Here is a 13,861-nt window from a genome sequence, read left to right on the forward strand (position 1 = left end):
ATTTAATGGCATGGACATTGGAGGAGAAGATCGGGCAGCTGTTTATTTGCGGATTTCATAGCTTGGTGCCGGACGAACAGATTCGGACGTTGATCGAGCGGTATCATGTTGGCGGCGTCGTTTATTTCCGGCGCAATATCGCCTCGGTGGAGCAACTCGCCGAGTTGTCGCGAAGCTTGCAAGCGTTGCCCCGCAACAAAGCGGAGCTTCCGCTGTTTGTTTCAATCGACCAAGAAGGCGGCATGGTGGCCCGGCTGGACCACGAAGGCATGAGCCGTATTCCCGGCAATATGGCGCTTGGGGCAGCCGATGATCCAGCGTTGACGGAGGAAGTGGCGAAGCTCGCGGCGAAGGAGATGCTGCAGCTTGGCATCAACTTCAACTTTGCACCGTGCGTCGACGTCAACAACAACCCGGCGAACCCGGTGATCGGCGTACGTTCGTTCGGAGAACGTCCGGAGCGGGTGGCCGCACAGGGGGCCGCGGCGGTGCGCGGCTACCAGAACCAAGGCGTGATCGCGACGGCCAAGCATTTTCCGGGCCACGGGGATACGGCGGTGGATTCCCACCGCGGCTTGGCCAGTGTCCCGCACGGGAAGGAGCGGCTGCACCAGGTCGAGCTGGCGCCGTTCCGCGAAGCGATTGCGGCGGGCGTCGATGCGATCATGACGGCTCATGTGATCTTTCCGGCGTTTGAGCCGGAAGGGATCCCGGCGACGTTGTCGCACAGCGTGTTGACAGGCTTGCTTCGCGAAGAGCTGGGCTTCGGCGGGCTAATCGTCACCGACTGCCTGGAGATGAAGGCTATTGCGGAGCATTACGGCATCCCCGAAGGGGCGGTGCAAGCGATCGAAGCCGGCGCGGACCTCGTGCTCGTAAGCCACACGCTGGCGGACCAGCTGGCGGCGATCGAGCGGGTAACCGAAGCGGTGCGGAGCGGCCGGATCAGCGAAGCGCGGATCGATCGATCGCTGGAGCGCATCCTGGCGCTTAAAGCGAAGCGGATCGGCAGCGCGGCGCAGGCGTTGTCCGCTGCGACCGCAGGGTCAGGTCCGCTGACGCCGGAGGCGGAGAGCGGTGCGTTATTACAGGAAGCGGCGGAGCGAAGCGTGACGCTGGTGAAGGGCGCGGGCAGCCTGCCTCTTGAGAGCGACCGGCCGGTACTGGTCGTCTGGCCGGAGCTGCGGCACCGCACCGAGGTTGATGAGCCGGCGGTGCATCCATATACGCTGGCGGATGCTCTACGTACGCTTCATGGCAACGTATCTGCGACGGTGATCGGCACACAGCCCAGCGACGAGGAGATAACCACGGTGATGGAAAGAAGCAAAGAGTTCGACCAGATCGTTGTGGCGACCTACACGGCGGAAGGGGGCATCCCCGAAGGCCAGCAATCGTTGGTACGGCAGCTTCAGAAGCTCCCGGGTAAACGCTTGGTCGTTGTTTCTACACGCAATCCTTACGATTTGCACGCGTTCCCAGAGATAGAAACCTATCTCTGTTTATACGAGAACCGCCCTTATTCGCTGGATGCAGCTGCTAAGGTCTTAGTAGGCAAAGCGCAGCCGCAGGGAGTTTTGCCTGTCAGCTTAGTCCAAGCCTAGATAGCGATATTGGTCACGCCCGGGAGTGTTTTCCGGGCGTTTTTTGCGGTGTTTTGTCAAAAAATAAAGGAAAACGCGGCAACAAACGACTACTTATGTCAATTTATTGTCGTTCGCGTCAGCAACTTTTCGTTTTTACTTGCGTTTAATACATTGTGAGATAAAGGGTGCTTTACAAAATGGGAGAGTAAGGGAGTTTAGGCATGAATTTAAAGAGATTGTTGATCACCACGTTGTTGGTAGCATCACAAATTGCCATGGTGTTTCCGGTCAGCGCGGAGGAGATGGGGCAAGGAAATGGCGTGGATTCGTCGACTGTGACGCAGCAGCCTGCGAATAACGGGAATTCGACCAATACGACCGATGTGAACCAACCCGGCGATACGCCTGTGGATCAAGGAACGAATGAAGGAGCGACGGGGGAGACGGTTCCGGGAGATAGCCAAGATGGGACAGGGACCGGAGACGAATCGCTTCCGCCAACCAGCCCAGTGACGCCGCCAGCAGATCAAGGCACGCAAAACCAAAGTTACTCGGGCCAATTGATTTTGATGGTGAACAGCAAGAAAATGTACCAGGACGGGAAGGAATACCTTGCCGGTTATCCAATGGAAGTAAAGGACGGCGTATCTTACATTTCGATCCGGGCGATTGTGGAACGGGCAGGATTCCAGCTGTCTTTTGACAATACAACAAAGGAAACGATTATTAAACGAGGCAACGATGAGCTTCGGTTCAAATTGAACACGACCTCTTACAAAGTCAATGGCGTAACGCAGACGATGCGTGGGAAATCTTATTCCGCCAAAAACAACTTCATGGTGCCGTTGACGGCGATTACGAAGGCCTTAAATATCACGTATTCTTACGATTCGGTAGGCAAACGAGTGATCGTTAATTTGAATACTCTGCCGTACGCATCGTTTACGATTGGCAACAAAGAAGTGGTCGCCGGTGAAACGCAGGTTCAGTATGTAACGAATGCTTCCTCGCCGATTGGACTTCCGATCGTGAACGAGGAATGGATCGGACGCCAGGATATGTTCATGACGCCGGGGGATTACACCGTTACCTACCGGGTTCAGGATACCAGCGGTCAATGGAGTAATCCGTATACGCTGACGATTCATGTCAGCAAGCCGCATACGCCGCCGGTGGCGAATTTTACGACGGATAAAGACACCTATAAAATGGGCGAAATGATCACTTACACCGACCTTAGTACGGATGAAGTGGGCATCACCGAACGCGTGTGGGAAAATAAACAACTGGCGTTCTTTACGCCGGGGCAAATGACGATCCGCCTGAAAGTCGTCAACAAATTTGGTTTGTACTCGACCGTAGAGAAGACAATTACGATTACGAACGAAACACTCTATACGCGGGACGAATTCAATAAATTGTTCATGCCTGTAGGGGAAAAATATACGTTTGACGGCACGCAGGTACCAAGCTGGGAACGGCTAAAATACGCGTTCACTTCCGAAGCGGTGACGTTGATCCGCAGCAATAGCCCGGAAACGGTCTATTCCAAAGGGATTCTGTATAAGGAAGCAGCCATCGGAAATACGCGCTTCATGATCCACCACGCCAATGCGACCGGGAAATCGGTCAAAATGTACGTCATCGCGACGAACAATAATGGTGAAACGACGCGACTAACGCAGAGCAACCTGGGCTTTGGCGGTCCGAGCAATTACGCCACGGCGGCGGGGAAAGCATCGGTACAGCGTTATTATGAGTCGATGCAAACCGGCAACAAATACAAGGATACCTGGTTTGCTCCAGGGGAGAGCAAGATCATCCTGAACGAGCTGAGCGCTACATCCATGAAGCAGGGAGATGTTATCTCGCTGTTTGCGGACTTGTACAGCGACCACACCTTGAATTACACGGTCATTATGGTTGATCAGGATCAAGATCCGTTTAAGACATTGCCTTATCTGAGTGCGCTTGAACCGGATATTCATAATCGTGGTACCTACATGGAAGCCAATCGTAATATCGAAGTAACCGATCTGATCGGCAATACGCCGTCCCGGTTGCTGATCGGCGATAATTCCAGTGACCCGTTCCTGGTTGGAGCCGATGGCATAAAAGGCGACTATCGGCTGAATGCCGGTAACTTCGGCGTCTTGTACCGGATCAAGCTGTACCGAGTCGCACCGAACACACTGATCTCATTTAACCCGCGTGGCGGCGCTTATATGGGAGCGGTTATGGTCAACGGGGACATCGTGGGATTGGCGAACGTTGGAGGACTCAGCGCCCCTAACGATAACGGCGTGTTGTTCCGCACCGGGGAACGCGAGCAAACCGTGGATCTGATTTTCACGGCGGCTCCGGGCAGTAACTTGTCCGTCAACCTGCTGTTCCAGCAGATGCCGGAGAAGAAAAGCGAATAATCACGAGAAGGCACGGTGCTTAGGCTCCGTGCTTTTTTGCTGTTTCGTGGGAGAAGCTGAATGGTTGTGTGCCATGGCGAATTCGGGCTCATTGACGGAGCTTTTGATTTGGGGCATTATTAGAGAAGACGCATGGATTAAGGGGTAGACGGGAGGAATGTCACATGCTGTCGACCGAAGAAATTATTAAAGTGATGTCCAGCCGGGGGCTGCGGATTACCGATCAACGCAAAAGCTTGGCTAAGCTGTTCGCCGAGCGGGATGGTTATTTAACCCCGAAGGATGTCTATGACTATATGGGCAAGGAGTACAGCGGACTCAGCTTCGATACCGTATACCGTAATCTCCGGGTTATGGAGGAACTGGGCGTGCTGGAGCAGGTCGTTTTTGAAGACGGCTTAAAGTTCAGAGCCAGCTGCAGCAGCGAGGGGCATCATCATCATCATATGATCTGCCTCCAATGCGAGAAGACGTACCCGATTCATTTCTGCCCGATGCCACTGACGGATGCGCCGGAACAGTTCCAGGTCGTGAAACATAAATTCGAGGTGTTCGGGTATTGCAAAAACTGTCGGCCGGACGGCAAGCCGCAGGATACTACGCCGGAGCCCAACGAGGTGTCCTAAGATGGGCGTAGTCCGCAAAACGTTTCAAGCGCCGATCCATGTCTATCGCAAGTTTATTTCGCCGCTGAAGCCGCCGACCTGCCGGTTTTATCCAACCTGCTCGGCATACGCGTTGGAGGCGATTGAGGTGCACGGCCCGCTGAAAGGGTCCTGGCTGGCGGCCAAACGGATCGTCAAATGTCAGCCGTTCCATCCAGGCGGGTATGACCCGGTTCCCCCTAAGACGCAGAAGAAGCGTGAGGGTGAGCAAGGCACGCCGCCGCTGAATGGAGGACAAGCCTGATCGCATCAGGGGAATAGGCCAACTCCGATCCGGCTTGACACGGTTTGGAAATTTTTTTAATATAAAATGGTATGAAGCTAGGGAATGAGTAGTGGAGCGTAGCTGTAAGCTACGTGAGCAACGAAAGGCCCTGTTGAATTCAAGATTCGATACCGAGTTTGCTTCTTGAACAGCTTCGTGATCGAAGGCTGGTTTTTTGAGCAACCTCTATAAGTAGTCCAGTGAACGGATGAGTACAGGGATAAGATCCAGCCACAGAGAGCCGGGGAAGCTGCAAACCGGCCTGGAGCGTCTTTGGAATATGGTCCGGGAGGAACCGTTTTCGAGCCAAGTGGGTTGTGTTCTGCGCAGCGCACGGTGAGGGAATGGCGTGCGGTCCGGCGTTAACGGACGGTCGGTTTCGACCAATGGAGCCCGTTGCCTGCGAAGGTACGGGGAATTTGGGTGGTAACGCGTGAGAACTCTCTCGCCCCATGATGGGGCGGGAGTTTTTTATTTTAATTGGAATGAAATGAAAGTTCAAAAAGTCAGGTTTCCAGCACCGAGAAGGTTGGATGAAGCTAGGGACTGAGTAGCGGAGCGTAGCTGGAAGCTACGAGAGCAACGGAAGGCCCGGTTGAATTCAAGATTCGACGTCGATTTCGCTTCATGAATGGCTTCGTGATGGAAAGATGACTTTTAGAACAACCTCTAAAGGAGATGACGGTACAATGTCCACCAACAAACCAACATTCTACATTACGACGCCAATCTATTATCCCAGCGATAAGCTGCATATCGGCCATGCCTACACGACGGTTGCCGGGGATGCGATGGCGCGGTATAAACGGTTGCGCGGCTTTGATGTCCGCTATTTGACGGGGACCGATGAGCACGGGCAGAAGATCGAGCAGAAAGCGAAGGAAAAGGGCCAAACCCCGCAGCAGTTCGTGGATGGGATCGTGGCGGGGATCAAGCAGCTTTGGGATAAATTGGACATTTCTTACGACGACTTTATCCGCACGACGGAACCCCGGCATAAGGTAGTCGTGGAGGAGATTTTTGACCGCTTACTGAAGCAAGGGGATATTTACAAAGGGGAATACGAAGGTTGGTACAGCATTCCTGACGAGACTTATTATACGGAATCACAGCTGGTTGACGTCGTTCGAAACGACAAAGGCGAAGTGATTGGCGGGAAAAGCCCGGAGAGCGGCCACGCCGTGGAGTTGTTGAAGGAAGAGTGTTACTTCTTGCGGATGAGCAATTATGTCGACCGATTGCTGAAGTATTATGAGGAAAATCCGGAGTTTATCCAACCGGAGTCCCGCAAAAACGAGATGATTAACAACTTCATCAAGCCAGGGCTCGAAGATCTCGCCGTGTCGCGGACAACATTCGACTGGGGCGTGAAGGTCAAAGGCGATCCGAAGCATGTTGTGTACGTGTGGATCGATGCACTGTCTAACTATATCACAGCACTGGGTTACGGCTCGGAAAATCCGGAGCTGTATGAGCGGTACTGGCCGGCGGACGTCCATTTGGTTGGCAAGGAAATCGTCCGGTTCCATACGATTTATTGGCCGATCATGCTGATGGCGTTGGGACTGCCTTTGCCGAAGAAGGTGTTTGGTCATGGCTGGCTGCTGATGAAGGGCGGCAAAATGTCCAAATCAAAGGGCAACGTCATGGACCCCAATGTACTGATCGACCGCTATGGGCTTGACGCGACTCGTTACTATTTGCTGCGTGAGGTGCCGTTCGGCTCGGACGGTTCGTTTACGCCGGAAAGCTTCGTGCAGCGGGTCAATTCCGATCTCGCCAATGACCTTGGTAACCTGTTGAACCGGACGGTGGCGATGGTTGAGAAGTATTTTGGCGGTGAAGTACCGGCTTATCAACCTAATGCGACGGCGTTTGACGCCGAGCTGGAGCAAGCAGCGGTGGATACGGTTCGTAAGGTGGAAGAGGTGATGGAGAAAATGGAATTCTCCGTGGCGCTGACCTATATCGGGGCGTTTATCAGCCGCACGAACAAATACATCGACGAGACGCAGCCATGGGTGCTGGCTAAAGACGAAGCGAAGCAAGGCGAACTTGCTTCGGTGATGGCGCATCTGGTCGAGTCGCTGCGGATCGCTTCGATTCTGCTGCAGCCGTTCCTGACGCAAGCGCCGAAGAAGATCTGGGCGCAGCTCGGGATCGCTCCCGGGGAGCTCACGACCTGGGAGAGCGCCAAGACGTTTGGCCGTCTCCCGGCCGGAACGAAGCTTGTCAAAGGCGAGCCGATCTTCCCGCGGCTCGACGCGGAGCAGGAAATCGAGTTCATTTCGAACTCGATGAGCGGGGGAACGCCGGCGGCGGAGGCCGCAGCTCCTGCAGACGCTGCGGCGTCGACTCCAGCTCCGGCGGTGGAACAGCCAGAGCCGAAGGAGGAAATCGGCATCGACGATTTCGCCAAAGTGGAGCTACGCGTGGCGCAGGTACTGGCTTGCGAGCCGGTGCCGAAGGCCGACAAGCTGTTAAAGCTGCAGCTGGATTTGGGCTATGAGCAACGCCAGGTTGTGTCCGGCATCGCCAAGTTTTATAAGCCGGAGGAGCTGGTTGGCCGCAAAGTGATTTGCGTGACCAACCTGAAGCCGGTGAAGCTGCGCGGCGAGCTGTCGCAGGGGATGATCCTTGCCGCTTCGCAAGGCGACCAGCTGACGCTGGCGACGGTGCCGGATTCGATGCCGAACGGCGCTATTGTGAAGTAAGGGAACTTTACTGTTGTGTTCAACGTATCCATATAGATCGATGTCATGCGACCGCCAGGGGCTCCCTCTGGCGGTTTTGTTTGTGACGCCTTAATTAAAGGAAGAATAATAGAGGTTGACAATCGAAGGAGAATGGCCCTATAATCCTTGTTGGTAATCATTACGATTAAGAGAGGGAGTTATTTATGTATATACATAGATCCAAGCGGGGGATTTTCTTCGCGGCAGCGGTTCTTACGATCATGCTGGCTTTGTCAGGCTGCGGAAAGAACACGGACGGCGGGACCATCGTGGAGGGGAAGGTCAACGTCATCACCAGTTTTTACCCCATTTACGAATTTGCCAAGGCGATCGGGGGAGAAGAAGCCAACGTTATTAATCTACTGCCAACGGGGGTAGAGCCGCATGATTGGACGCCGCGCAGTCAGGATATTTTGAATGCGTCCAAAGCGCAATTGTTCCTGTATAACGGCGCAGGGCTGGAGGGCTGGGTCCCGAACTTCATGAAAGGCTTGGGGGGCGACAACAAGGTGCAAACCGTGGAGGTCAGCCAAGGCATCGATTTGATTGAAGCGGATGGGGACGACGGTCATGGACATGGCGAGGAAGCGGAGGCGAACTCGGGGCATGAGGGGGAGACAGCCGATCTTCACGTCGATCCGCATACTTGGGTCAGCCCCAAATCCGCAATTGTCATGGCGGAGAATATCAAGAACAGCTACATTGATGTAGATCCGGAACATCAGGCGGCTTATGAAGCCCGTTATCAGGAGTTGAGAGGACAGTTGCAGGCACTGGATGCCAAGTTTACCGAGCAATTATCCGCGCTTACGAACAAGGAGATTGTTGTTTCCCATCAGGCCTTCGGCTATTTGTGCCGGGATTACGGACTAACTCAACACGCGATTATGGGACTCTCGCCGGAAGCCGAGCCGCGGGCCCAGGACCTGGTGGCCCTGTCGAAGATGGTGAAGGAAGAGGGCATTCGTTATATTTTCTTCGAGGAGCTTGTATCGGATAAACTGGCGAAAACCCTGGCTTCCGAGGCGGGTGTGGAGACCCTGGTCTTAAATCCGGTGGAAGGGTTAACGAAATCTCAAGCGCAAGCGGGAGATAATTACTTTACGTTAATGGAGAAAAATTTGCAAAATTTGATCCAAGCTCTACAATAAGAAGAAACTATATGTACCGGAAGGACGCTAATTAAATGATATCCGACGCAAATACGGCACAGGGTGCCGTTTGTCATGATAGTGTAATCGAGCTTGATCACGTCTCCTTTGCGTATCAGGAGCAGAAGGTCATCTCTGACTTCAGCTTTGCGATCCGTGAACGGGATTTCGTGGGTGTGATCGGTTCCAACGGCGCGGGAAAAACGACGCTGTTGCGGATGATGGTAGGCTTGCTGCAGCCGACGGAAGGGCAAATTCGCTTGTTCGGCGAACCGATTCGGCGCTTCCGCGATTGGGAGCGAATCGGTTACGTGCCTCAGAAGAACGCCTTTAACCCGCTGTTTCCGGCGACGGTCCGCGAAGTCGTGATGTCCGGCCTATATAATAATAAGAAGTTGTTTCGCCGCATCGGCCGTGAGGAACAACGCAAATGTGATGATGCGCTGGAAGTGATGCGAATCAGCGAGATCCAGCATAAGCGGATCGGTCAGCTTTCGGGCGGCCAGCAGCAGCGCGTATTTTTAGCGCGGGCGCTCGTCAACAAACCAGATCTGCTCGTTTTAGACGAACCTACGGTCGGTATCGATGCACAGACGCAAGCCGATTTTTTTGAATTAATCTTTCATATGCACGCCCATCATCATATGACGTTTTTGATGGTCTCTCATGATATCAGTATGATCGAAGATCAGCTGGGCCAGGAACCCCGTGAGCAGTGCGGGGCGATTAAATTTTACGTGCGTCATTCCCACGAGCAGGACTGCGCGATCCCGGACCTGCAGCATTCGTTGGTTTAGCCAACGCTTTCGAGGCCGTTTTGCTTTGCAAAACTTTTAGGAGTTGTTGATTTTGGAGATATTATCCGCTGATTTTTTTCAAAGAGCGCTTGCTGGTGGTTTGATGATTGGAATAACCACACCACTGATCGGGATCTTTCTGGTGCTGCGCCGTCTCTCAATGATCGGCGATACATTAGCCCACGTGACTATCGCCGGGGTTGCGTTAGGTTTTCTGGTTGGTGTTTACCCTGTTGGTGTCGGTCTGATTTTTGCTATCGTCGCTTCATTTGCCATCGAGAGGCTGCGCAAGACGTATAAAGGTTATGCCGAGCTGTCAATAGCCATTATTATGTCTGGAGGCGTGGCACTGGCTTCTCTGTTCTTTACGATGGGCATGGGTTACAATACGGATGTAACCAGCTATCTGTTTGGTAGCATTTTCACTCTGGAAACAAAAGATTTATATGTAGCGTTGTTTGTGACTGTTGTTGTCGCGGTCGTTGTGTTTTTGCTATTTAAGGAGTTTTTCCTTCTGACTTTTGAAGAGGATGCTGCCGCTGTTAGCGGGTTACCTGTCAAGCTTCTGAATATACTGTTGACAGTAATGACGGCTTTGGTGATAAGTACTGCTATTAAATTTGTTGGCGCGTTATTGATTTCCGCACTTTTGACGATACCAGCTGCCTGCAGTCTGCTAATTGCTAGAAGCTTCAAAACCTCAGTTGTTTTTTCTGTGACCATTGCCGAAATTGCTGTCGTATTAGGCCTAATGATTTCAGGTATCTGGAATCTGGCACCGAGCGCCACGATCGTGCTGCTGCTGATCTGTATGTTGATATTAACTTTGCTGGGCAAACGGGGATTCTCCGCCTAGCCCGCAAGGGTACATAGGGGGTTCATATGGCCGACATCCATCTTGGGCTTGCTTTTGGCGCGGGAGTTGCTTCCTTTATTTCGCCTTGCTGCTTGCCCTTATATCCGTCTTACCTGTCTTATATCACCGGGATGTCCGTGCAGCAGTTGAGGACAGAGCAAAATAAACGGGACGTCCGGTTCCGGACGATGACGCATACGCTGGCGTTTATCCTCGGCTTCTCCGTTGTCTTCTACACGCTGGGGTTCGGCGCTGGTTTGTTTGGAGAATTCTTTAATCAATACCGCGGGTTAATCCGGCAATTATCCGCCATTTTGATCATTTGTATGGGATTGTTTCTAATGGGGATCTTCCAACCGCAGTTCTTGCTGAAGGAACGGAAAATGGACCTGAAGTTCAAACCGGCCGGTTACGTCGGTTCATTTATATTCGGGATCGGCTTCTCGGCGGGCTGGTCGCCTTGTGTTGGACCGATCCTGGCGGCGATTATCGCTTTGGCTGTGACGGAGCCGGGAACTTGGATTGGACTCATCACCGCATATACCCTCGGATTCGCCTTGCCTTTTTTTGCGCTGGCCTTCTTTATCGGTTCGACGAAATGGATCCTCCGTTATTCCGCCATTATGATGAAAATCGGGGGAGCCTTAATGCTACTGATGGGGGGGCTGCTGTTTACGAACCGCATGGCCCAAATCACCATTTGGCTGCAGCAAATCACGCCGGAGTGGCTGAAGTTCTAGGGATGGATGTAGGAAAGTGTGCCTATGTGCACTTGCCAACGGACAATCAGAACATGTATCATTAACAGAGTAATGTTAACCTGCGTGTACATGTTTGTCCGCGTCAACTCATGGAAAGAGGGAATCGATAGATGCCAACGCCCAGTATGGAGGACTATTTGGAGCGTATTTACAAACTGATCGACGAGAAGGGATACGCACGTGTGTCCGATATCGCGGAAGGTTTGGAGGTTCATCCTTCCTCCGTCACGAAGATGATTCAAAAATTGGACAAGGATGAATATTTGATTTACGAGAAATACCGGGGCCTTGTCTTGACCAACAAAGGGAAAAAAATCGGCAAACGGCTCGTGGACCGGCATCAGCTGCTGGAGGAGTTCCTCGGCATGATCGGCGTCGAGCACGAGAACATTTATAAGGACGTCGAGGGCATTGAGCATCATTTAAGCTGGGATTCCATCACCCGTATTGCAACGTTAGTGGAGTACTTCAAACGAGACAATTCCCGGATTCAAGATCTGGAGAACGTCCATCAGGAACTGGTTAACGAATCATAGAAGAAGCATCTGTCTTTGGGCTAAGGCAGATGCTTTTCTTTTTGTCCTCGGAACCGCAACTCTTGACCTCTACTAGACGTTTAAGAGAGTAGCGCGGTTTGTCCGTACATAAAGATGATGTGGAGGATTCAGATGAAATTTCGCAAATGGTTTATTCCTTTTCTCGTGTTACTCTTCTTATGGCCTTATTCCGGAAATACGCCGGCAGTTGCCGCATCCGATATTCGGATTATTCTCGATGGAACCGAGTTGTCCTCCGATACTTCGCCTTACATTAAGCCCGGAGCGAACGTCACCATGGTCCCCCTTCGGGTGATTAGCGAAAACCTGGGAGCCCAGGTGGCCTGGTCCCAAGCCGATAAAAAAGCGACGATTCAAAAAGATGGCAGCACGATTGTGCTGACGATGGGTTCTTCCACGGTTCAAGTAGACGGACGCGCCATTCGCCTTGAAGCTTCCGTAGAAAACATTTCCGGCCGAACGATGGTCCCGCTTCGTTTCGTGAGTGAGCAGCTCGGGATAGCCGTCGATTGGAACGGTCAGACTCGTACGATTACTCTGACGAGCGGATCTGTGGGAGATCCATCGGTTCCCGGAACAGTCGGGGAGGTTCCGCAAGGTGAGGTTCCTCAGCCTCCGGCTGCGGGTGATACCGCTAACGGGCTACGGGGCGTTTGGATATCCACCGTTTCAAACTTGGACTGGCCAAGCAATAGCTCATACGGCAAAGTGGAAGCTCAGAAAGCCGAATACGTTCAACTGCTGGACGAAGTGCAGGCCATGGGCATGAACGCGGTATTCGTTCAAGTGCGCCCGTCAGCGGACGCGATCTACCCGTCCTCGTTGGTGCCATGGACCTCTTATTTAACGGGAACCGCCGGCAAGGACCCGGGTTACGATCCGCTGCAGTTCCTCATCGAGGAGACGCACCGCCGCGGGATGGAATTCCATGCTTGGTTTAATCCGTTCCGTGCCAGCACAGGCGGCGACGCCAGCAAGCTTCCAGCCAATCATGTGGCGAACTTACATTCGGAATGGATTGTAAAGTTCGATGGCAAGCTGTACATCAACCCGGGGATTTCGGAAGCCCGTGATCACGTCATTCGCGCGATTATGGAAGTTGTGAACAGGTACGATATCGACGGCGTTCATTTAGACGATTATTTCTATCCAACCGGGGAAACGACCGCGAAGAAATTTGCGGATGAGGTTACGTTTCAGACCTATAATGCCAAGAAAATCGCAAACAAGGGCGACTGGCGTCGGGATAATATTAATCAGTTCGTCCAGAAGCTAGGTCAAACCATCGCTCAATCCAAACCAAGTGCGTCTTTCGGCATTAGCCCGTACGGAGTCTGGCGGAATAAGTCCACCGATTTGACCGGCTCCGATACGAGAGCAAGTGTTACAGCTTACGACAGCACGTATGCTGATGTTCGTACCTGGATCAAAAATGAATGGATCGATTATGTGGCTCCGCAAATCTATTGGAGTATGACACGCAAAGAGGTTCAGTATGATCTGCTGGCCGACTGGTGGGCCGGAGAGGTGAGAGGGACCAACGTGAAGCTCTATATCGGCCATGCACCTTATAAGCTGGGAACGCCGGAGATCGGGTGGTCCAGTGCGCAGGAAATCATCGACCAGTTGGATTACAACCGCCAGGTTCCTGAGATTAGCGGCAGTATCTTCTTTAGCGCAAAGGATTTACGCAAGAACCCGCTGGGCCTGATCCCGCTATTGCAGTCTTATTATGGGATGTAGCCTTGACAGGAAGAGACTAATGCGGTAAATTCGTTTTCAAATTCATTTTTACGTTTTATCGGCTATGATCAAGGATCGAATTTGACGTCTGTGTCCCCAGAGAGGAGACCCATGAGCTGGAAGGTCTCTGTCGCACGTGAAATTTTCCCGCCTTGTGAGCTGTACGGGGATGTTTCTTGAAAGGGAATTTAACCCGTACCGGTTCCCCAACCGTTACCTTGGGTAAGAGCACCGCGCTGTGCAGCGGTGGAATTAGGGTGGTACCACGACACATTCGTCCCTTGACGGATGTGTCTTTTTGTTTTTCAGAAGAAGGAGGTCA

The 13,861-nt window shown here is 52.7% G+C and carries 11 protein-coding genes; all 11 read left to right on the forward strand.

What is annotated here, in order from left to right; genetic code table 11:
• The first annotated feature begins 5 nt into the window (after positions 1 to 5).
• The 11 genes from nagZ to M0651_RS03320 all read left to right on the forward strand — a co-directional run bounded on the left by nagZ (position 6) and on the right by M0651_RS03320 (position 13,539).
• Positions 6 to 1,604: a beta-N-acetylhexosaminidase gene (nagZ, locus tag M0651_RS03270; protein ID WP_248550614.1), complete on the forward strand. Its 1,599-nt coding sequence runs from the start codon at positions 6 to 8 to the stop codon at positions 1,602 to 1,604.
• A 203-nt stretch (positions 1,605 to 1,807) separates the two neighbouring features.
• Positions 1,808 to 4,009, forward strand: a complete 2,202-nt coding sequence (locus M0651_RS03275; protein ID WP_248550417.1) for a stalk domain-containing protein — start codon at positions 1,808 to 1,810, stop codon at positions 4,007 to 4,009.
• A 164-nt stretch (positions 4,010 to 4,173) separates the two neighbouring features.
• Positions 4,174 to 4,635: a Fur family transcriptional regulator gene (locus M0651_RS03280; protein WP_248550418.1), complete on the forward strand. Its 462-nt coding sequence runs from the start codon at positions 4,174 to 4,176 to the stop codon at positions 4,633 to 4,635.
• Position 4,636: 1 nt separating this feature from the next.
• A complete protein-coding gene (gene yidD, locus M0651_RS03285) occupies positions 4,637 to 4,918 on the forward strand; it encodes a membrane protein insertion efficiency factor YidD (protein WP_248550419.1) in 282 nt (93 codons plus the stop codon).
• Between the two features lie 710 nt (positions 4,919 to 5,628).
• Positions 5,629 to 7,653, forward strand: coding sequence for a methionine--tRNA ligase (metG, locus tag M0651_RS03290; protein ID WP_248550420.1), 2,025 nt, complete (start codon positions 5,629 to 5,631; stop codon positions 7,651 to 7,653).
• 185 nt (positions 7,654 to 7,838) lie between these two features.
• Positions 7,839 to 8,825 carry a metal ABC transporter substrate-binding protein gene (locus M0651_RS03295; protein WP_248550421.1) on the forward strand — a complete coding sequence of 329 codons (987 nt, stop codon included), beginning with the start codon at positions 7,839 to 7,841 and terminating at the stop codon, positions 8,823 to 8,825.
• 35 nt (positions 8,826 to 8,860) lie between these two features.
• Entirely contained in the window at positions 8,861 to 9,622 is a 762-nt protein-coding gene (locus M0651_RS03300) for a metal ABC transporter ATP-binding protein (protein WP_248550422.1), read from the forward strand.
• Positions 9,623 to 9,674: 52 nt separating this feature from the next.
• Positions 9,675 to 10,478, forward strand: coding sequence for a metal ABC transporter permease (locus tag M0651_RS03305; protein WP_248550423.1), 804 nt, complete (start codon positions 9,675 to 9,677; stop codon positions 10,476 to 10,478).
• 26 nt (positions 10,479 to 10,504) lie between these two features.
• Positions 10,505 to 11,218, forward strand: a complete 714-nt coding sequence (locus M0651_RS03310; protein WP_248550424.1) for a cytochrome c biogenesis CcdA family protein — start codon at positions 10,505 to 10,507, stop codon at positions 11,216 to 11,218.
• Between the two features lie 131 nt (positions 11,219 to 11,349).
• Positions 11,350 to 11,775 carry a transcriptional regulator MntR gene (gene mntR / locus M0651_RS03315; RefSeq protein WP_213622782.1) on the forward strand — a complete coding sequence of 142 codons (426 nt, stop codon included), beginning with the start codon at positions 11,350 to 11,352 and terminating at the stop codon, positions 11,773 to 11,775.
• A gap of 132 nt (positions 11,776 to 11,907) precedes the next feature.
• A complete protein-coding gene (locus M0651_RS03320; protein WP_248550425.1) occupies positions 11,908 to 13,539 on the forward strand; it encodes a family 10 glycosylhydrolase in 1,632 nt (543 codons plus the stop codon).
• Positions 13,540 to 13,861 lie beyond the last annotated feature (322 nt).

It is taken from the genome of Paenibacillus mellifer, from assembly GCF_023195895.1.
GTDB lineage: Bacteria > Bacillota > Bacilli > Paenibacillales > Paenibacillaceae > Fontibacillus > Fontibacillus mellifer.

Excerpts from the sequence above, each read along its gene's own strand:
- yidD (WP_248550419.1), top strand. The coding sequence starts at position 4,637 with ATGGGCGTAGTCCGCAAAACGTTTCAAGCGCCGATCCATGTCTATCGC.
- mntR (WP_213622782.1), top strand. The coding sequence starts at position 11,350 with ATGCCAACGCCCAGTATGGAGGACTATTTGGAGCGTATTTACAAACTG.
- M0651_RS03275 (WP_248550417.1), top strand. The coding sequence starts at position 1,808 with ATGAATTTAAAGAGATTGTTGATCACCACGTTGTTGGTAGCATCACAA.
- M0651_RS03310 (WP_248550424.1), top strand. The coding sequence starts at position 10,505 with ATGGCCGACATCCATCTTGGGCTTGCTTTTGGCGCGGGAGTTGCTTCC.
- M0651_RS03300 (WP_248550422.1), top strand. The coding sequence starts at position 8,861 with ATGATATCCGACGCAAATACGGCACAGGGTGCCGTTTGTCATGATAGT.
- M0651_RS03320 (WP_248550425.1), top strand. The coding sequence starts at position 11,908 with ATGAAATTTCGCAAATGGTTTATTCCTTTTCTCGTGTTACTCTTCTTA.
- M0651_RS03280 (WP_248550418.1), top strand. The coding sequence starts at position 4,174 with ATGCTGTCGACCGAAGAAATTATTAAAGTGATGTCCAGCCGGGGGCTG.
- metG (WP_248550420.1), top strand. The coding sequence starts at position 5,629 with ATGTCCACCAACAAACCAACATTCTACATTACGACGCCAATCTATTAT.
- nagZ (WP_248550614.1), top strand. The coding sequence starts at position 6 with ATGGCATGGACATTGGAGGAGAAGATCGGGCAGCTGTTTATTTGCGGA.
- M0651_RS03295 (WP_248550421.1), top strand. The coding sequence starts at position 7,839 with ATGTATATACATAGATCCAAGCGGGGGATTTTCTTCGCGGCAGCGGTT.